At 69.7% G+C, this 18,705-nt stretch carries 18 protein-coding genes and 1 pseudogene; 18 read left to right on the top strand and 1 reads right to left on the bottom strand.

What is annotated here, in order from left to right; all coding sequences use genetic code 11:
- Positions 1-104 precede the first annotated feature (104 nt).
- The 17 genes from fgd to nuoN all read left to right on the top strand — a co-directional run bounded on the left by fgd (position 105) and on the right by nuoN (position 17,824).
- The gene (fgd, locus tag ACFYVR_RS08115) at positions 105-1,112 is read left to right on the top strand and encodes a glucose-6-phosphate dehydrogenase (coenzyme-F420) (protein WP_387471506.1); all 1,008 of its coding nucleotides are present in this window, start codon (positions 105-107) and stop codon (positions 1,110-1,112) included.
- A gap of 84 nt (positions 1,113-1,196) precedes the next feature.
- On the top strand, positions 1,197-1,496 hold the full coding sequence (locus ACFYVR_RS08120; RefSeq protein WP_387471508.1) for a WhiB family transcriptional regulator: 300 nt from the start codon (positions 1,197-1,199) through the stop codon (positions 1,494-1,496).
- A gap of 27 nt (positions 1,497-1,523) precedes the next feature.
- Positions 1,524-1,919 carry a hypothetical protein gene (locus ACFYVR_RS08125; protein WP_387471510.1) on the top strand — a complete coding sequence of 132 codons (396 nt, stop codon included), beginning with the start codon at positions 1,524-1,526 and terminating at the stop codon, positions 1,917-1,919.
- 333 nt (positions 1,920-2,252) lie between these two features.
- The gene (locus ACFYVR_RS08130; RefSeq protein WP_387471512.1) at positions 2,253-2,639 is read left to right on the top strand and encodes an NADH-quinone oxidoreductase subunit A; all 387 of its coding nucleotides are present in this window, start codon (positions 2,253-2,255) and stop codon (positions 2,637-2,639) included.
- An 81-nt stretch (positions 2,640-2,720) separates the two neighbouring features.
- Positions 2,721-3,275, top strand: coding sequence for a NuoB/complex I 20 kDa subunit family protein (locus ACFYVR_RS08135; protein WP_387471515.1), 555 nt, complete (start codon positions 2,721-2,723; stop codon positions 3,273-3,275).
- Entirely contained in the window at positions 3,272-4,003 is a 732-nt protein-coding gene (locus tag ACFYVR_RS08140) for an NADH-quinone oxidoreductase subunit C (RefSeq protein WP_387471517.1), read from the top strand. The genes ACFYVR_RS08135 and ACFYVR_RS08140 overlap by 4 nt, the downstream gene beginning before the upstream one ends.
- The gene (gene nuoD, locus ACFYVR_RS08145; RefSeq protein WP_387471519.1) at positions 4,003-5,295 is read left to right on the top strand and encodes an NADH dehydrogenase (quinone) subunit D; all 1,293 of its coding nucleotides are present in this window, start codon (positions 4,003-4,005) and stop codon (positions 5,293-5,295) included. Before ACFYVR_RS08140 ends, nuoD begins: the two co-directional genes overlap by 1 nt.
- Positions 5,292-5,990 (top strand): NADH-quinone oxidoreductase subunit NuoE, encoded by a 699-nt coding sequence (gene nuoE, locus ACFYVR_RS08150; protein ID WP_387471521.1) that lies wholly within the window; start codon positions 5,292-5,294, stop codon positions 5,988-5,990. Before nuoD ends, nuoE begins: the two co-directional genes overlap by 4 nt.
- Complete coding sequence (gene nuoF / locus ACFYVR_RS08155; protein ID WP_387471523.1) at positions 5,987-7,300, top strand: NADH-quinone oxidoreductase subunit NuoF; 1,314 nt, start codon at positions 5,987-5,989, stop codon at positions 7,298-7,300. Before nuoE ends, nuoF begins: the two co-directional genes overlap by 4 nt.
- Entirely contained in the window at positions 7,297-9,720 is a 2,424-nt protein-coding gene (locus tag ACFYVR_RS08160; RefSeq protein WP_387471525.1) for an NADH-quinone oxidoreductase subunit G, read from the top strand. The genes nuoF and ACFYVR_RS08160 overlap by 4 nt, the downstream gene beginning before the upstream one ends.
- Complete coding sequence (nuoH, locus tag ACFYVR_RS08165) at positions 9,717-11,012, top strand: NADH-quinone oxidoreductase subunit NuoH (protein ID WP_387471527.1); 1,296 nt, start codon at positions 9,717-9,719, stop codon at positions 11,010-11,012. Before ACFYVR_RS08160 ends, nuoH begins: the two co-directional genes overlap by 4 nt.
- Complete coding sequence (nuoI, locus tag ACFYVR_RS08170) at positions 11,009-11,569, top strand: NADH-quinone oxidoreductase subunit NuoI (protein WP_387471529.1); 561 nt, start codon at positions 11,009-11,011, stop codon at positions 11,567-11,569. Before nuoH ends, nuoI begins: the two co-directional genes overlap by 4 nt.
- A 77-nt stretch (positions 11,570-11,646) precedes the next feature.
- Entirely contained in the window at positions 11,647-12,459 is an 813-nt protein-coding gene (locus tag ACFYVR_RS08175; protein ID WP_387472012.1) for an NADH-quinone oxidoreductase subunit J, read from the top strand.
- Complete coding sequence (gene nuoK / locus ACFYVR_RS08180; RefSeq protein WP_387471531.1) at positions 12,456-12,755, top strand: NADH-quinone oxidoreductase subunit NuoK; 300 nt, start codon at positions 12,456-12,458, stop codon at positions 12,753-12,755. Before ACFYVR_RS08175 ends, nuoK begins: the two co-directional genes overlap by 4 nt.
- Position 12,756: 1 nt before the next feature.
- Positions 12,757-14,634 carry an NADH-quinone oxidoreductase subunit L gene (gene nuoL / locus ACFYVR_RS08185; RefSeq protein WP_387471533.1) on the top strand — a complete coding sequence of 626 codons (1,878 nt, stop codon included), beginning with the start codon at positions 12,757-12,759 and terminating at the stop codon, positions 14,632-14,634.
- Between the two features lie 2 nt (positions 14,635-14,636).
- Positions 14,637-16,232: an NADH-quinone oxidoreductase subunit M gene (locus ACFYVR_RS08190; protein ID WP_387471536.1), complete on the top strand. Its 1,596-nt coding sequence runs from the start codon at positions 14,637-14,639 to the stop codon at positions 16,230-16,232.
- Positions 16,229-17,824 carry an NADH-quinone oxidoreductase subunit NuoN gene (nuoN, locus tag ACFYVR_RS08195; RefSeq protein WP_387471538.1) on the top strand — a complete coding sequence of 532 codons (1,596 nt, stop codon included), beginning with the start codon at positions 16,229-16,231 and terminating at the stop codon, positions 17,822-17,824. Before ACFYVR_RS08190 ends, nuoN begins: the two co-directional genes overlap by 4 nt.
- 63 nt (positions 17,825-17,887) lie before the next feature.
- On the opposite strand, the gene ACFYVR_RS08200 is transcribed toward nuoN, so the two are convergent.
- Complete coding sequence (locus ACFYVR_RS08200; RefSeq protein ID WP_387471540.1) at positions 17,888-18,274, bottom strand: hypothetical protein; 387 nt, start codon at positions 18,272-18,274, stop codon at positions 17,888-17,890.
- Here ACFYVR_RS08200 and ACFYVR_RS08205 point away from each other — a divergent pair.
- Positions 18,264-18,611, top strand: a pseudogene (locus ACFYVR_RS08205) (transglycosylase family protein); the annotation flags it as partial. The gene ACFYVR_RS08200 and the pseudogene ACFYVR_RS08205 overlap by 11 nt on opposite strands.
- Between the last annotated feature and the right edge of the window lie 94 nt (positions 18,612-18,705).

Genomic DNA, 18,705 nt, shown 5'->3' on the forward strand with positions numbered 1-18,705 from the left:
CGACCCGCCGACCCGGCAGGAGCCCGGCTCGTTTAGCGTCGCGAGGTGACGTGAAAGCGACGTCACCCCACGGGAACATCCATCCATTCACACGAGGAGGAACGGTGGCACTCAAGCTCGGGTACAAGGCGTCGGCGGAGCAGTTCGGGCCGCGGGAGCTGGTGGAGTTGGCGGTGTTGGCGGAGGAGCGGGGGATGGATTCGGCGACGGTGTCGGATCATTTCCAGCCGTGGCGGCACAGGGGGGGTCATGCGCCGTTCTCGTTGGCGTGGATGACGGCGGTGGGGGAGCGGACGTCGCGGCTCGTGTTGGGGACGTCGGTGATGACGCCGACGTTCCGGTACAACCCGGCGGTGGTGGCGCAGGCGTTCGCGACGATGGGGTGTTTGTATCCGGGGCGGGTGTTTCTGGGTGTGGGGACGGGGGAGGCGCTCAACGAGATCGCGACGGGGTATTCGGGTCAGTGGCCGGAGTTCAGGGAGCGGTTCGCGCGGTTGCGGGAGTCGGTGTCGTTGATGCGGGAGTTGTGGACCGGGGGTCGGGTCGATTTCGAGGGGGAGTTCTACCGGACGGTGGGGGCGTCGATCTACGACGTGCCCGAGGGTGGGATTCCGGTGTACATCGCGGCGGGTGGTCCGGTGGTGGCGCGGTATGCGGGTCGGGCGGGGGACGGGTTCATCTGCACGTCGGGTAAGGGGATGGAGTTGTACACGGAGAAGTTGTTGCCTGCTGTTGCGGAGGGGGCGGGGAAGGCCGAGCGTGACGTCGCCGGGATCGACAAGATGATCGAGATCAAGATTTCGTACGACACGGATCCGGTGTTGGCGTTGGAGAACACGCGGTTCTGGGCGCCGTTGTCGCTGTCGGCGGAGCAGAAGCATTCGATCGAGGATCCGATCGAGATGGAGGCGGCGGCGGATGCGTTGCCGATCGAGCAGGTGGCGAAGCGGTGGATCGTGGCGTCGGATCCGGACGAGGCGGTGGCGCAGGTGAAGGCGTATGTGGATGCGGGTTTGAATCATCTGGTGTTTCATGCGCCGGGTCATGATCAGCGGCGTTTTCTGGAGTTGTTCGAGCGGGATCTGGCGCCGCGGTTGCGTCAATTGGGCTAGCGCCCAGTGGTGCACTTTCGGACGGCGGAGCCTCCGAAAGTGCACCACTGCGGCGAAGCCGCACGACAGAAGGGACTGCAAGCGATGGCGATGGCTCGACTCGCACCGGTAAGCGCACTGCCCGCCGCGACCGCCGAGGACTGGGAATGGCAGCTGCGCGCCCGCTGCCGGGGCATGGACAGCGCGATGTTCTTCCATCCGGAGGGATCGCGCGGGTCGGCACGGACGTGGCGGATCCGCACCGCGAAGGCGGTGTGCGCGGAATGCCCCGTCATCGAGGCGTGCCGGGAGCATGCGCTGAGCGTGCCTGAGCAGTACGGGATTTGGGGTGGACTGTCGGAATCGGAACGGGACGCACGACGCGAGCGCCGGTTGCCCGGCTGAGTGGAATCCGCCGGTAGCATCAGCAGGGTGCCGTCAGATGTTCCGTGCCTGCGTGTTCTGGTGTACAGCGACGACGTGACCACGCGCAGGCAGGTCGTCACCGCTCTCGGTCCCCGTCCCCATTCGGACCTGCCGCCCGTCGAGTACGTCGAGGTCGCCACGGCGCCGGTGGTGATCGCGCATCTGGACGCCGGCGGTATCGACCTGGCGATCCTCGACGGCGAGGCCACCCCCGCCGGCGGCCTGGGTATCGCGAAGCAACTCAAGGACGAGATCGACCGGTGCCCCCCGATCCTGGTCCTGACGGGCCGCCCGGACGACGCCTGGCTGGCGAACTGGTCGCGGGCCGAAGCGGCCGTGCCGCACCCGATCGACCCGATCCGCCTCACGCAGGAGGTTGTGGCGCTGCTGCGCGCCCGCTGACACCGGCCCCGACCGCCCGCAACCAGCAGCGGGAGTGTCGTGGCTCACGCACACGGTCGGCCGGGGGTATGTTCGGCTCCTAGGAGCGGAGGTGACCGGAGTCACTGTTCGGTTGCCCCGCCCCGACGCGGTTGTAGTGACAGATGCGGTTGCAGTGACAGCTCGTGGAATGGATTCGTCGGACCAGGGAGCGGGTCGTGAGGCAGATCGGGCAGGACGGACGGCGGTGTCGGCGAGGCGCCGACCGAAGCCCGGCTGCCGTTCGGCCGCTCGCGTCCCCCTCGCCCGCTGCGACGCGATCGCACCGCCCGCCCGGAGGGGAGGCCGAACCCCGTGAACGTCTACATCCCGATCCTCGTCCTCGGCGCGATCGCGGTCGTGTTCGCCGTGTTCTCGGTGCTCGTAGCCTCGATCGTCGGGCCGCGCCGCCGCAACCGAGCGAAGCTCGAGGCGTACGAATGTGGCATCGAACCGGTGTCGCAGCCGGACCGGCACGGCAGCGGGATCGGTGGTGCGAGCGGTCAGCGCATCCCCGTGAAGTACTACCTGACCGCGATGCTGTTCATCATCTTCGACATCGAGATCGTCTTCCTCTATCCGTGGGCGGTCCACTTCGACGCGCTCGGTGCCTTCGGTCTCGCCGCGATGGCGCTGTTCATCTTCAACGTCTCCGTCGCCTACGCGTACGAGTGGCGACGCGGCGGACTCACGTGGGACTGACTCCGGCGCGGCTGCCCACCGTCGCCGGAGACTGCTGGGGCACAGACGGATCGGGACGACACCGGAACTGAGGCGAGGAACATGGGTCTCGAGGAGAAGCTGCCGAGCGGATTCCTGCTGTCCACCGTGGAGGGACTCGCGGGCTACGCACGCAAGGGATCGCTGTGGCCCGCCACCTTCGGCCTCGCGTGCTGCGCCATCGAGATGATGGCGACCAGCTCCGGGCGGTTCGACATCGCCCGGTTCGGGATGGAGGCGTTCCGCGCGTCGCCCCGGCAGGCGGACCTGATGATCGTCGCCGGCCGCGTCAGTCAGAAGATGGGGCCGGTGCTGCGTCAGGTCTACGACCAGATGGTCGAACCGAAATGGGTTCTGGCGATGGGAGTGTGCGCCTCGTCGGGCGGGATGTTCAACAACTACGCGATCGTGCAGGGCGTCGACCACCTCGTCCCCGTCGACATCTACCTGCCGGGCTGCCCGCCGCGACCCGAGATGCTGCTCAACGCAATCCTGATGCTGCACGAGAAGATTGCGCAGATGCCGCTCGGGGTGAACCGCGAGGAGGCGGTGCGGGCCGCGGAAGCCGCGGCGCTGGCGGCGACCCCGACGATCGAGATGAGGGGGCTGCTCCGGTGACATCCGAGTACGACTCCGAAGCCACGGCGGGACCCGAGGGCAGCCCGCCGCCGGACGAGGCCGCGGTCGCCGACGTCATCGACGTCCGGCACGGCATGTTCGGGGTACGCGGCACCGGCGACACCTCCGGGTACGGCCGCCTGCAGCGCCCGGTCACGTTGCCGCCCAGCACGACCCGCCCGTTCGGTGGCTGGTTCGACGAGGTCGCGGACGGACTCGACGCCGCCCTCGCCGCCGCCGGGGTGCCCGCCGCGGAGGCCATCGAGAAGGTCGTGGTGTTCCGCGACGAACTGACCTTCCACGTCCGGGCGGCGCACTTGCCCGCGGTCGCACGCGCGCTGCGGGACGACCCCGGGCTGCGGTTCGAACTGTGCCTCGGCGTCAACGGGGTGCACTATCCGCAGGACACCGGGCGGGAACTGCACGCCGTGTACCCGCTGCAGTCGATCACCTGGGGCCGGCGTGTGCGGCTCGAGGTGTCCGTCCCCGACACCGATCCGCATGTGCCGTCGCTGTATGCCGTCTATCCCACCAACGACTGGCACGAGCGGGAGACGTACGACTTCTTCGGCATCGTCTTCGACGGTCATCCGGCGCTGACCCGGATCGAGATGCCCGACGACTGGCAGGGACACCCGCAGCGCAAGGACTACCCGCTCGGCGGCGTCCCCGTCGAGTACAAGGGCGCACAGATCCCGCCACCCGACGAGCGGAGGGCCTACAACTGATGAGCAACGGCACCATCTACAGCGCCGGCGGCCAGGACTGGGACGAGATCGTCGGGGCGGCGGCGAAGGCCGGGGACGAACGCATCGTCGTCAACATGGGGCCCCAGCATCCGTCCACCCACGGGGTGCTGCGCCTGATCCTGGAGATCGAGGGGGAGACGGTCACCGAGGCCCGGTGCGGAATCGGCTACCTGCACACCGGGATCGAGAAGAACCTCGAGTACCGAAGCTGGACGCAGGGCGTCACGTTCGTCACCCGGATGGACTACCTGTCCCCGTTCTTCAACGAGACGGCGTACTGCCTGGGCCTGGAGAAGCTGCTCGGCATCACCGACCTGATCCCGGAGCGCGCGACGGTGATTCGAGTGCTGCTGATGGAACTGAACCGGATCTCCTCGCACCTGGTCGCCCTGGCGACCGGTGGCATGGAACTCGGCGCGGTCACCGCGATGCTCTTCGGGTTCCGGGAACGCGAACTGATCCTCGACGTGTTCGAGAAGTTCACCGGACTGCGGATGAACCACGCGTTCATCCGGCCCGGCGGCCTCGCGCAGGACGTCTCCGACACCGCCCTCGCCGCCGCCCGGGACCTGCTCGACATCCTGCCGAGCCGGTTGCGGGACATGGAGCGGATGCTCAACGAGAACCCGATCTGGAAGGCCCGCACCGAGGGCATCGGGTACCTCGACCTGACCGGCTGCATGGCCCTCGGGATCACCGGGCCGATCCTGCGCGCCACCGGGCTGCCGCACGACCTGCGCCGCGCCGAACCCTACTGCGGCTACGAGACATACGACTTCGACGTCGTCACCGACACCGGCAGCGACTGCTACAGCCGCTACCTGATCCGGGTCCGGGAGATGCGGGAGTCGCTCGAGATCGTCGAGCAGTGCCTCGACCGGTTGCGTCCGGGCCCGGTGATGATCGACGACCGGAAGATCGCCTGGCCCGCCGACCTGTCCGTCGGCCCCGACGGCCTCGGCAACTCGCCCGAACACATCGAGCACATCATGGGGACCTCGATGGAGGCATTGATCCACCACTTCAAGCTCGTCACCGAGGGGTTCCGCGTCCCGGCCGGGCAGGTGTACGTCGCGGTCGAATCGCCGCGCGGGGAACTGGGGGTGCACATGGTCAGCGACGGCGGCAGCCGCCCGTACCGCGTGCACTACCGGGACCCGTCGTTCACGAATCTGCAAGCGGTGTCCGCGATGTGCGAGGGCGGCATGGTCGCGGACGTGATCGCGTCGGTCGCCAGCATCGACCCCGTCATGGGCGGAGTGGACCGATGACCGCGCCGCGCAGCTACCCGCCGGACGTGCGCGGCCGGCTCGAGGTCGACGCGAAGGAGATCCTCGCGCGCTACCCGCAGCCGCGGTCGGCGCTGCTGCCCCTGCTGCACCTCGTGCAGTCCGAGGACGGCTACATCACTCCTGCCGGAGTCGAATTCTGCGCCGCACAAATCGATCTCACCGCGGCGGAGGTGTCCGCGGTCGCGACGTTCTACTCGATGTACCGGCGCACCCCGACCGGCGACTACCTCGTCGGCGTGTGCACCAACACGCTGTGCGCGGTCATGGGTGGCGACGCCATCCTCGACGCCCTGCGCACCCACCTCGGTGTCGAGCCGGGGCGGACCACCCCCGACGGTGTCGTGACCCTCGAACACGTCGAGTGCAACGCCGCCTGCGACTACGCACCCGTGGTGATGATCAACTGGGAGTTCTTCGACAACCAGACTCCCGAATCGGCGGCCGCGCTGGTCGACACGCTCCGCGCCGGTGGCACCGTGACCCCGACCCGCGGTGCGCCGCCCTGCCCGTTCCGCGACACCGAACGGATCCTCGCCGGCTTCCCCGACCCACGTCCGGCCGCCCTCGACGCCGGGTCGGCGGGGGAGGCGACACTCGCCGGGCTGCGGGTCGCGCGGGAGCGGGGGCTGACCGCTCCGCCGCCGCCGGACGAGCGGGAAGGAGAGGCGTCGTGACCCTGACCCCGGTGCTGAGCCGGTACTGGGACGAGCCCCGGTCCTGGACCCTGGAGACCTACGAGCGGCACGACGGCTACCGCGCGCTGCGGGCCGCGTTGGCGATGGACCCGGACGCCGTCATCGACACCGTCAAGGTGGCGGGGCTGCGCGGCCGCGGTGGCGCCGGCTTCCCCACCGGCGTCAAGTGGTCCTTCATCCCGCAGGACGCCGCGGGGGCCGGCGGCAAGCCGCACTATCTGGTGGTCAACGCCGACGAGTCGGAGCCAGGCACCTGCAAGGACATGCCGCTGATGCTCGCGACGCCGCACGCGCTGATCGAGGGCGTGGCGATCGCCGCGTACGCGATCCGCGCGCGGCACGCGTTCGTCTACGTGCGCGGCGAGGTGGTGCCGGTGCTGCGGCGGCTGCAGAACGCGGTCGCCGAGGCCTACGCCGCCGGGTATCTCGGCCGGAACGTCCTCGGCAGCGGACACGACATCGACGTCGTCGTGCACGCCGGCGCCGGCGCCTACATCTGCGGCGAGGAGACCGCCCTGCTGGATTCGCTCGAGGGCCGCCGCGGGCAGCCGCGGCTGCGTCCGCCGTTCCCCGCCGTCGCGGGCCTGTACGCCAGCCCGACCGTCGTCAACAACGTCGAATCCATCGCCAGCGTCCCCCCGATCCTGCTGCACGGCCCCGACTGGTTCCGGTCGATGGGCAGCGAGAAGTCACCCGGCTTCACCCTGTACTCGCTGTCCGGGCACGTCACCCGTCCGGGCCAGTACGAGGCACCACTCGGCGTGACGCTGCGCGAGCTCCTCGGCTACGCGGGCGGGGTGCGCGCGGGGCACCGGCTCAAATTCTGGACACCCGGCGGCTCGTCGACGCCGATCTTCACCGAGGAGCACCTCGACGTCCCCCTCGACTACGAGGGTGTCGCCGGAGCCGGGTCGATGCTCGGCACCAAGGCGCTGCAGATCTTCGACGACACCACCTGCGTGGTGCGGGCGGTGCTGCGGTGGACGCAGTTCTACGCCCACGAGTCCTGCGGCAAGTGCACACCGTGCCGGGAGGGCACCTACTGGCTGGTGCAGATCATGGAGCGGATGGAGGCCGGCCAGGGCGCCGCCGCCGATCTCGGGACGCTTCTCGACGTCGCCGACGGGATCGCCGGAAAGTCGTTCTGCGCGTTGGGTGATGCCGCCGCCAGCCCGATCAGTTCGTCCCTGAGGTACTTCCGGGACGAGTACCTCGCGCACTTCGAGATGGGTGGATGTCCCTTCGACCCGGCCCGCTCGGCCCTGACCGCGGGAGCGGGTGCCCGATGACCGTCAGCGAGAACGTTGCCGCGCCCGCCGACCTGGTGACCGTGACCATCGACGGCGCCGAGGTCCGGGTTCCGAAGGGCACCCTGGTGATTCGAGCCGCCGAGCTGGTCGGGATCCAGATCCCCCGGTTCTGCGACCACCCCCTCCTCGACCCCGTCGGCGCCTGTCGCCAGTGCCTCGTCGAGGTCGAGCTGCCGGGCCGGGAACCGGGAGCGCCGCCGATGCGGATGCCGAAACCGATGGCCTCGTGCACCACGACCGTCTCGGAGGGGATGGTCGTGTACACCCAGCTCACCTCGCCGGCCGCGGACCGGGCGCAGCGCGGAGTCATGGAACTGCTGCTGATCAACCACCCCCTCGACTGCCCGGTGTGCGACAAGGGTGGCGAGTGCCCGCTCCAGAACCAGGCGATGTCCAACGGCCGCAGCGACTCCCGCTTCGACGGCGTCAAACGGACCTACCCGAAGCCGATCCCGCTGTCGACCGAGGTGCTGCTCGACCGGGAACGGTGCGTGCTCTGCGCCCGCTGCACCCGTTTCTCGCAGCAGATCGCGGGCGACCCGTTCATCGATCTCCTCGAGCGTGGTGCGCTGCAGCAGGTGGGCATCGGGGAAGGCGAGCCGTTCGAGTCGTACTTCTCGGGCAACACCGTGCAGATCTGTCCCGTCGGTGCGCTGACCGGTGCGGCGTACCGGTTCCGGGCCCGGCCGTTCGATCTGGTGTCCAGTCCCAGTGTGTGCGAGCACTGCGCCTCGGGGTGTGCCCAGCGTACGGATCACCGGCGGGGCACGGTGCTGCGGCGCCTGGCCGGTGACGACCCCGAGGTCAACGAGGAGTGGAACTGCGACAAGGGCCGGTGGGCGTTCACCTACGCCACCGCCGACGACCGGTTGACCACCCCACTCGTCCGCGGGGAGGACGGCACCCTGGCCCCCGCGTCGTGGTCGGAAGCCCTGTCCGTCGCCGCACGGGGACTGCGTGAGGCCCCGGGCGTCGGGGTGCTCACCGGGGGCCGTCTCACCGTCGAGGACGCCTACGCGTACGTGAAGTTCGCCCGGATCACCCTCGGCACCAACGACATCGACTTCCGCTCCCGGCCGCACTCCGCGGAGGAGGCGAGCTTCCTCGGTGCCCGGGTCGCGGGCAGGCGCATGTCGGTGACGTACGCGGACCTCGAACGGGCACCGGTCGTGGTCCTGGTGGCCTTCGAGCCGGAGGAGGAGTCGCCGATCGTCTTCCTCCGACTGCGCAAGGCGGTCCGCAGGCACGGTCCGGCCGTGCACTCGATCGCGCCCTACGCCAGTCGCGGCCTCGAGAAGCTGTCGGGACACCTGCTGCAGGCCGTTCCGGGTGGCGAGGTCGCGGCCTTGCAGGCGCTGCGCGGCAACGAGCTGCTGCACCACCCGGACGCCCTGATCCTGGTCGGCGAGCGGGCGGCTTCGCTGCCGGGAACACTCACGGCCGCAGCGGAACTCGCGGACGTCACCGGTGCGCGGTTGGCGTGGATCCCGCGCCGCGCCGGAGAACGCGGCGCACTCGAGGCCGGCGCACTGCCCGATCTGCTGCCCGGCGGCCACCCGGTCGCCGACGCCGAGGCTCGCCGCCTGGTCGCGGCCCGCTGGAACGTGCCGGACCTGCCGGCAGCAGCGGGCCGGGACACCGACGGCATCCTCGACGCCGCCCGCTCCGGCGCGCTCGGCGCCCTGGTGGTCGCCGGTGTCGAGCTCGACGATCTGCCCGACCCGGAGGCGGCCCGCGCCGCCGTCGACGCCGCGGGTTTCGTCGTCGCGCTGGAACTGCGCCGCAGCGCCGTCACCGACCTCGCCGACGTGGTGTTCCCCGTGGCACCGGTCGCCGAGAAGGCAGGCACCTTCGTCGACTGGGAGGGCCGCGACCGACCCTTCGCCGTCGCGTTGCCCGGCGTCGGCGCGATGTCGGATCAGCGGGTGCTGCATGCACTCTCCGCCGAGATGGGTGCGCCGATCGACCTGACCGACCCGGCGCGGGCCCGCGCCGAACTTGCCGCGATCGGCCGGTGGGGCGGCGACCCGGTCGCGTCCCCCGCCACCGCTGCGGGCCATCCGCGGCTGCCCGGCCCCGGCCAGGCGGTGCTCGCCGGATGGCGGCAACTACTCGACTCCGGACGGCTGCAGGACGGTGAGCCGCACCTCGCCGGCACCGCGCACCGGCCGGTCGCCCGGATCTCGGCCGGCACCGCCACCGAGATCGGCTGTCGGGACGGCGATCCGCTGACCGTCAGCACGGACCACGGCGCGGTCACCCTGCCCGTCGTGGTGACCGACATCCCCGAGCGGGTGGTGTGGCTCCCGCTGAACTCGCCGGGCAGCGCCGTGCACCGTCAGCTCGGCGCGACGGCCGGTGCGCTGGTCAGGATCCGGCCCGCTCTGGAGGCGCGATGACGCTCGCCGCAGGTACCGACCTCTCGTCGTTCGGCAACGACCCGTGGTGGCTGGTCGTGGCGAAGGCGTTGGCCATCTTCGTGTTCCTGATCCTCACGCCACTCGTCGCGCTGCTCGTCGAACGCAAGGTGATGGCGTGGATGCAGATGCGGGTCGGCCCAAACCGGGTCGGACCGCGAGGCACCCTGCAGAGCCTCGCCGACGGCATCAAACTCGCGCTCAAGGAGGGCATCGTCCCCGCGGGCGTCGACAAGCCGGTGTACCTGCTCGCGCCGATCATTTCGATCGTCCCCGCGATCATGGCGTTCGCCGTCATCCCGTTCGGGCCGGAGGTGTCGGTCCTCGGGCACCGGACCGCGTTGCAGCTCACCGATCTTCAGGTCGCGGTCCTGTACGTCCTCGCCGTCACCTCCGTCGGCGTGTACGGCATCGTGCTCGCCGGCTGGGCGTCCGGCTCCACCTATCCGCTCCTCGGCGGGCTGCGCTCGACCGCGCAGGTGATCTCCTACGAGGTCGCGATGGGCCTGTCCTTCGCGGCGGTGTTCCTCGACGCGGGCACCATGAGCACCTCCGGCATCGTCGCGTCGCAGTTCGGCACCTGGTACGTCTTCCTGCTGCTGCCGTCGTTCCTCATCTACGTCACCTCGATGGTCGGCGAGACGAACCGGGCACCGTTCGACCTGCCCGAGGCGGAGGGCGAGCTGGTCGGCGGCTTCCACACCGAGTACTCGTCGCTCCGCTTCGCGATGTTCATGCTCGCCGAGTACATCAACATGGTCACCGTCTCCGCGTTGGCCACCACCCTGTTCCTCGGCGGCTGGCACGCGCCGTGGCCGTTGAGCATCTGGGACGGCGCCAATTCGGGCTGGTGGCCGGTGCTCTGGTTCACCGCCAAGGTGTGGTGCTTCCTGTTCGTGTTCATCTGGCTGCGGGCCACGCTGCCGCGACTGCGGTACGACCAGTTCATGAACCTCGGGTGGAAGGTGCTGATCCCCGCGTCCCTGCTGTGGATCATGCTCGTCGCCACCGCCCGCGCCCTGCGGATCGAGGGACACGACGCCGCGGCGGTCACGCTCGTCGTCGCCGGCGTGATCGTCGCCCTCGGCCTGCTCGTGCTGCTGTGGCGGTTGCTGCGGCACCGCAAGGCCCGGACCGCGGTCTCGGCCGCACCACCGGAGCCACCACCCTTCGACCCGATGGCCGGGGGGTTCCCGGTCCCACCCCTACCCGGACAGACACTGCCCGGACGGACACTGCCCGAGTTCGACAGCGCCGCGGGAGGTCCGCGATGACCAGGTTCCTCGATTCCCTCGCCGGTTTCGGCGTCACCTTCTCGACGATGTTCAAGAAACCGAACACCGAGTCGTACCCGGAGGTCCGGCCCGAGACCGCGCCGGGCTACCACGGCAGACACCAACTCAACCGCCACCCGGACGGACTGGAGAAGTGCATCGGCTGCGAGCTGTGCGCCTGGGCGTGCCCGGCCGACGCGATCTTCGTCGAGGGCGCCGACAACACGGAGGAGCAACGCTTCTCGCCCGGAGAGCGGTACGGTCGCGTCTACCAGATCAACTACCTGCGGTGCATCGGCTGCGGCCTCTGCGTCGAGGCCTGCCCCACCCGCGCACTGACCATGACCAACCAGTACGACGAGCTCGCCGACGACAACCGCGCCGACCTGATCTTCGGCAAGGACCGGCTCCTGGCCCCCCTGCAGACGGGCATGACCGCGCCGCCGCACCCGATGGCGCCCGGCACCACCGACGAGGACTACTACCGGGGCACCCTCCCCCGTGAGTCCTTTCGGCCCGCACCGGGACCGGAAGGACTCACAGGGGGAGAGGGGTGACGGCCGACGCGGCCGTCGCGGCCGCCACCACCCTCGCCGAGCCGCTGACGCGCACCGCAGCGACACTGTCGGAGCCGCTGACGCGCACCGCAGCGACACTGTCGGAGCCGCTGACGCGCACCTCCGGTGGCGAGGCGGTGCAGTTCTGGGTCCTGGGGACCCTCTGCGTGATCGGCGCCCTCGGCGTCGTGTGCGCGACGAAGGCGGTGTACTCGGCGATCTTCCTGGCGATGACGATGATCCTGCTGGCGTTCTTCTACATCGCGCAGGACGCGCTGTTCCTCGGTGTCGTGCAGATCGTCGTCTACACCGGTGCGGTGATGATGCTGTTCCTGTTCGTGCTGATGCTGGTCGGTGTCGACTCGTCCGACTCCCTCGTGGAAACCATTCGGGGGCAACGGGTCGCCGCGGTCGTCGCCGGAGTCGGATTCGGGGTGCTGCTGATCGCCGGCATCGGCAGCGTCACCGTCACCTCGTTCGTCGGCCTGCCCGACGCCAACGCCGGACCCGCCTCGTCGCCCACCGGATCCATCGGCAACGTACCCGCGCTGGCCGAGCTGATCTTCATCCGCTACGTGTGGGCATTCGAACTGACCGGAGCCCTGCTGATCACCGCGACCATCGGCGCGATGGTCCTCGCACACCGCGAACGCATCGAACCGCGGCCGAACCAGCGGGCCATGTCCGAACAGCGGTTCCGCGACGGCGGCCAGGTGACGCCACTGCCGAGCCCCGGCGTCTACGCCCGGCACAACGCCGTCGACATGGCGGCGCTGCTGCCCGACGGCACCACCGCCCCGGGGTCGGTCAGCGGCGTCCTCACTCCCCGCAGCGTGACACGGCGGGGTGAACACGAGCCGTCGCGCGGCGACAAGGAGGCGAAGCAGTGAACCCGGAGAACTACCTGTACCTGTCGGCGTTGCTGTTCACGATCGGCGCGACCGGTGTGCTGCTGCGCCGCAACGCGATCGTGGTGTTCATGTGCATCGAGTTGATGCTCAACGCCACGAACCTCGCGTTCGTCACGTTCGCGCGCATGCACGGCAACCTCGACGGGCACGTCTTCGCGTTCTTCACGATGGTGGTCGCCGCCGCGGAAGTCGTCGTCGGGCTCGCGATCATCATGGCCATCTTCCGCACCCGTCGTTCGGCCTCGGTCGACGCCGCCAACCTCCTCAAGTTCTGACATGGCCGCCGGGATCTGGCTTCTCGTCGCGCTGCCGCTCGCGGGCGCCGCCGTGCTGCTGCTCGCCGGACGGCGCAGCGACCGGTGGGGTCACCTCCTCGGATGCGCGACGGCGATCGCCTCGTTCGCGGTCGCGGCCGCCCTGTTCGTCGGCATGCTCGGCCGCGAGGGCGCCGACCGCGCGGTCACCGAGACCCTGTTCAGCTGGGTGCCCGTCGCCGGCCTCCAGGTGGACTTCGGTCTCCAACTCGACCAGCTGTCCATGTGTTTCGCGCTGCTGATCACCGGTGTCGGCTCGCTGATCCACGTCTACTCGGTCGGCTACATGGCGGCCGACCCCGACCGCCGCCGGTTCTTCGCGTATCTCAACCTCTTCCTGGCTGCGATGCTGCTGCTGGTGCTCGCCGACAACTACCTCGGGCTGTACGTCGGGTGGGAGGGCGTCGGTCTGGCGTCGTACCTGCTGATCGGGTTCTGGCACCACAAGCCGTCTGCCGCGGCCGCCGCGAAGAAGGCGTTCGTCGTCAACCGGGTCGGTGACATGGGCCTGGCGATCGCGCTGATGGTCATGTTCGCGACCTTCGGAACCGTCTCCTACGACGGGGTTTTCGCGGGTGTCGGGGAGGCCGGGGAGGGGTTGCTCACGGCGCTGGGGTTGTTGCTGCTGCTCGCCGCGTGCGGCAAGTCGGCGCAGGTGCCGCTGCAGTCGTGGCTCGGGGACGCGATGGAGGGCCCGACCCCGGTGTCGGCGCTGATCCACGCCGCGACGATGGTCACGGCGGGCGTCTACCTGATCACGCGGTCGAACCCGATCTTCGACCTGGCTCCCGGCGCTCGGCTGGGGGTGGTGATCGTCGGCGCCGTCACGCTGCTGTTCGGCGCGATCATCGGTTGCGCGAAGGACGACATCAAGAAGGCGCTCGCCGCGTCCACGATGAGCCAGATCGGCTACATGGTGCTCGCGGCCGGCCTCGGGCCCGCCGGTTACGCGTTCGCGATCATGCACCTGCTCACCCACGGATTCTTCAAGGCGGGGCTCTTCCTCGGCGCGGGCTCGGTGATGCACGCGATGAACGACGAGGTGAACATGCGCCGCTACGGCGGTCTGCGGACGCTGATGCCGATCACCTTCGTGACGTTCGGCTGCGGCTACCTGGCGATCATCGGGATCCCGCCGTTCGCGGGCTTCTTCTCCAAGGACAAGATCATCGAGGTCGCGTTCGGTGCCGGGGGTGTCGAAGGCTGGGTGCTCGGCGGCGCGACGCTGCTCGGTGCCGGGATCACCGCGTTCTACATGACGCGCGTCATGCTGATGACGTTCTTCGGTGACCGGCGCTGGGCGGACGGCACGCACCCGCACGAGGCGCCCCGGTCGATGACGTGGCCGATGATCCTCATCGCGATCGGTTCCGTCGGATCCGGCTTCCTGCTCGCCTACGGTGGGGCGCTGCAGGACTGGCTGGCGCCGGTGGTCGGTGTCCGCCACGACGAGCTGCCGGTGCCGGTGTGGACGATCACCGTCACGACACTGGTGGTCGTTCTGGCCGGCTTCGCCGTCGCGTACCGGCAGTACGTGGGCGCGACGATCCCGGTGCAGGCGCCGGTCGACGTGTCGGCACTGACCGTCGCCGCCCGCGCGGATCTCTACGGCGACGCGGTGAACGAGGCGGTGTTCATGCGACCCGGCGATCGGCTCGCGCGCGGACTGGTGACCGTCGACGATCGTGGTGTCGACGGCGCGGTCACCGGCATCGCCGCCGGGGTGGGTGTGGTGTCGACGCGAATCCGCAAGCTGCAGAACGGTTTCGTCCGCAGCTATGCGATGTACATGTTCGTGGGCGCGGCCGCCGTGGTCGCGACGCTGGCGCTGGTGAGGTGACGGTGAACGGTTTCGCGTGGCTGACTGCACTGTGGCTGACGCCGCTCGTCGGCGCGGGTGTCGTCGCCGTCGTCCCGACGCGCAGCCGCGGTGCCGCCCGGTGGACCGCGTTCGCGGTGTCGCTGGTCGTCCTCGCGCTGGCGGTCGGTGTCGCGATCGGCTACGAACCCGGCGGCGAGCGGTACCAGTTCGTCGAATCCCACGAGTGGATACCGGCTTTCGGTACCCGATACACCCTCGGCGTCGACGGGGTGGCGCTGGTGCTGGTGCTGCTCACCGCGGCGCTGGTGCCGGTGCTGCTGCTGGCGGGGTGGCGGGACGCCGACCGGGCACGGGGCCGACGACCGGTGCACACCTACGCGGCGCTGTTCCTGATCGTCGAGTCGATGGTCCTGATGTCGTTCGTCGCACTCGACATCCTGCTCTTCTACGTGTTCTTCGAGGTCATGCTGATCCCGATGTACCTGCTCATCGGCGGGTTCGGCGACGCCCGTGGACCCCGCGCCGCGGTGAAGTTCCTGCTGTACAACCTGTTCGGCGGCCTGATCATGCTGGCCGCGGTGATCGGGCTGTACGTGGTGACGGCGGGGGAGTCGAGCCCCTTCGACTCGGGCACCTTCGACTTCCGGGCCATCGCCGATGCAGTGTCGAACGGGACCCTGGCCATCGATGCTCCCGTCGCGAACGCACTGTTCCTCGGATTCCTGTTCGCGTTCGCGGTGAAGGCACCGCTGTGGCCGCTGCACACCTGGCTGCCCGACGCCGCCGTGCACTCCACCCCGTCGACGGCGGTGCTGATGATGGCGGTCGTCGACAAGGTCGGCACCTTCGGCATGCTGCGGTACTGCGTGCAGCTGTTCCCCGACGCCACCGCCACCTTCGCGCCGCTGGTCCTGACCCTCGCGGTGATCGGTGTGGTCTACGGCGCCCTGGTCGCGATCGGCCAGACCGACATCATGCGGCTGATCGCGTACACGTCCATCTCGCACTTCGGGTTCATCGTTCTCGGCGTCTTCGCGCTGACCAGCCAGTCGCAGGGCGGATCCGCGCTGTACATGGTCAACCACGGCATCTCCACGGCGGCGCTGATGCTGATCGCCGGCTTCCTGGTGGCCCGCCGCGGCAGTCGCGCGATCGGTGACTACGGCGGGGTGCAGTCGAGCGCACCCGTGCTGGCCGGAACGTTCCTCGTCGCCGGTCTCGCGACGCTGTCGCTGCCGGGTCTGGCCCCGTTCGTCAGCGAATTCCTGGTGCTGATCGGTACCTTCACTCGCTACCCGGCCGCGGCGGTCGTGGCGACCGGCGCTCTGGTGCTGTCGGCGCTCTACGTGCTGTGGCTGTACCAGCGGGTGATGACCGGGCCCGCCCGCGCCGACGGTGGCCGCGTCCGTGACCTGGTGCCCCGCGAGATCGCGGTGGTTGCGCCGCTGATCGCGCTGCTGCTGATGCTGGGTCTGTATCCGAAACCCGCGCTCGACGCGATCACGCCGACGATCACCGCCACCCTGACCTCGATCCACCAGGAGGATCCGGCGCCGACCGTCGGAACCGGGTCGGTGGCGGCGGACAGCGACGGCCAGGGAGGTGGGCACCGGTGAGTTCCTTCGACGTTGCGATCCTCGCCCAGGGCGCGCTGCCCGCTCCCGACCTCGAGTACGGCAAGCTGGCGCCGATGCTGATCGTCTTCGGTGCCGCGGTGCTCGGGGTGCTCGTGGAGTCGTTCGCGCCCAGCCGGTTCCGGTACGGCAGCCACCTCGTCCTCGGGATCGGGGGACTCGCCGCGGCGTTCGTCGCGGTGGTGCTGCTGCGGGACACCCGCGGAGTCGCGGTCGGTGGTGCGGTGGTCGTCGACGGGCCGACGCTGTTCCTGCAGGGGTCCGTCCTGCTGGTCTCCCTGCTGTCGATGCTGTTGATCGCCGAACGAGGACGCGTCGGGGCCAGGTCCACCACGGTCACGGCCATGGGCAGGGTGGTCGCCGACGCGTTCACGCCGCAGGCGTCGGTGGTGCCCGGCAGCGTCGCCGAGAAGGAGGCCACCGCGGCGGGGGTGACCCGCACCGAGGTGTTCCCGTTGACCCTGTTCGCGGTCGGCGGGATGCTGCTGTTCCCGGCGTCGGGCGACCTGCTGACGATGTTCGTCGCGCTCGAGGTGCTGTCGCTGCCGCTGTATCTGCTGTGCGGGCTGGCCCGTCGCCAGCGTGTGCTGTCCCAGGAAGCCGCGCTGAAGTACTTCCTGCTCGGCGCGTTCTCGTCGGCCTTCTTCCTGTTCGGTGTCGCCTTCCTCTACGGACAGGCGGGCACCGTCGAACTGTCGGGCATCGCGGAGTCGACCGCGTCGGGCGGGACGACGTTCGCGTTGATCGGCACCGGCCTGCTGTCGGTGGGGCTGCTGTTCAAGGTCGGGGCGGTGCCGTTCCACACCTGGATCCCGGACGTCTACCAGGGGGCTCCGACGCCGATCACCGCGTTCATGGCGTCGGCGACCAAGATCGCGGCGTTCGGGGCGATGCTGCGGATCTTCTACGTGGCGCTGCCCGGCCTGCGGGACGACTGGCGGCCGATGCTGTGGGCGGTCGCGATCCTGACGATGGTGTTCGGCTCCGTGCTGGCCGTCACGCAGACCGACGTCAAGCGGATGCTCGCGTACTCGTCGATCGCGCATGCAGGCTTCCTGCTGACCGGGCTCGTCGCGGCGGACCGGGACGGCCTGTCGTCGACGATGTTCTACCTCGTGGCGTACGGGTTCAGCACCGTCGCGGCGTTCGCCGTCGTCGGACTGGTCCGCGGCCCCGCCGGGGAGGCCACGCACCTGTCGCACTGGACCGGACTCGGTCGCCGGTCGCCGCTGGTGGCGGCCACCTTCGCCCTGCTGCTGCTGTCGTTCGCAGGCATCCCCCTGACGGCCGGTTTCGTCAGCAAGTTCGCCGTGTTCCAGGCCGCCGCCGGGGCCGGTGGCGCCGCCCTGGTGGTCGTCGGTGTGGTGTGCAGCGCGATCGCGGCCTACTTCTACGTGCGGGTGATCGTGCTCATGTTCTTCGCCGAGCCCGGGTCCGACGCCCCCGAGGTGGTCGTGCCCGGCCCGCTGACCACCGCTGCGATCGCCGTCGGCGCCGTGGTCACGATCGTGCTCGGTGTCGCGCCTGCGCCGCTGCTGGACCTCGCGGCACGGGCCGCGGAGTTCCTGCAGTAGATCCCGGGCGGTTCGAGACCTTTCCGAGATCGGAACACCCCCTGTGCTTGCGCTCGCACGCCTTCATTCGTCCCGAACCCCCGATTCGCCTGTGATCTGGCTCACAATCACGTAACGATAACGAACGGTGTAGCGAAAGGTCACAATTGCCTCCTGCCAGCGCGAATCAACTGTAAGAATCGCCGATTCCGGACGCCCGTCGGGGTGCGGTGTTCCGAAATCCCATGGTTTCCAACGACCCTGGCTCTCCGTATCGTCGGTGACGGCTTCGAGACCACGAGCCACAGCCGGACCGCCACCGAGCCTGCCCCGCGGATCCGGACCCGAGACCCAACCCAGGGGCAGCGACGAGGCCATCGCGAATCGATCGCGGTGCCAACCCCCACCCCGCGTGACTCGCGCACCGGCCCCGTATGCGGCCTTCGAAAGGAACATCTCGATGATCACCACCCGTATCCAGACCACCTCCACCGCGGCGAAGAAGGCCCTCGGCTGGGTGGCCGTGACGGGCGCGCTCGTCGCAGTCCCCATGGGACTCGCCGCCGGCACCGCGAATGCCCAGGGTCACAACTGGGATGCAGTCGCCCAGTGCGAATCCGGCGGCGACTGGAGCATCAACACCGGCAACGGCTTCTCCGGCGGACTGCAGTTCACCCCCAGCACCTGGGCGGCTTACGGCGGCACCGGGGCTGCCCAGAACGCCTCGCGCGCCGAGCAGATCGCCGTGGCGGAGAACGTCCTCGCCGACCAGGGCCCCGGCGCCTGGCCGGTGTGCGGTCAGTACCTCTGATTCGCACACCGACTGTCCGACAACCGAACCCGTGAGGCTCCGCGGGTGTCGGTGCAGCGCGGCCGCCGCATCCACAGGATGCGGCGGCCGC

This window comes from Rhodococcus sp. NPDC003318 (assembly GCF_042879035.1).
Classification (GTDB): domain Bacteria; phylum Actinomycetota; class Actinomycetes; order Mycobacteriales; family Mycobacteriaceae; genus Rhodococcus_G.

Bases quoted from the DNA above. Each gene is read 5' to 3' on its own strand.
- ACFYVR_RS08120 (WP_387471508.1), top strand. From the start codon at position 1,197: ATGGCGATGGCTCGACTCGCACCGGTAAGCGCACTGCCCGCCGCGACC.
- ACFYVR_RS08135 (WP_387471515.1), top strand. From the start codon at position 2,721: ATGGGTCTCGAGGAGAAGCTGCCGAGCGGATTCCTGCTGTCCACCGTG.
- nuoD (WP_387471519.1), top strand. From the start codon at position 4,003: ATGAGCAACGGCACCATCTACAGCGCCGGCGGCCAGGACTGGGACGAG.
- nuoE (WP_387471521.1), top strand. From the start codon at position 5,292: ATGACCGCGCCGCGCAGCTACCCGCCGGACGTGCGCGGCCGGCTCGAG.
- ACFYVR_RS08160 (WP_387471525.1), top strand. From the start codon at position 7,297: ATGACCGTCAGCGAGAACGTTGCCGCGCCCGCCGACCTGGTGACCGTG.
- nuoH (WP_387471527.1), top strand. From the start codon at position 9,717: ATGACGCTCGCCGCAGGTACCGACCTCTCGTCGTTCGGCAACGACCCG.
- nuoI (WP_387471529.1), top strand. From the start codon at position 11,009: ATGACCAGGTTCCTCGATTCCCTCGCCGGTTTCGGCGTCACCTTCTCG.
- nuoL (WP_387471533.1), top strand. From the start codon at position 12,757: ATGGCCGCCGGGATCTGGCTTCTCGTCGCGCTGCCGCTCGCGGGCGCC.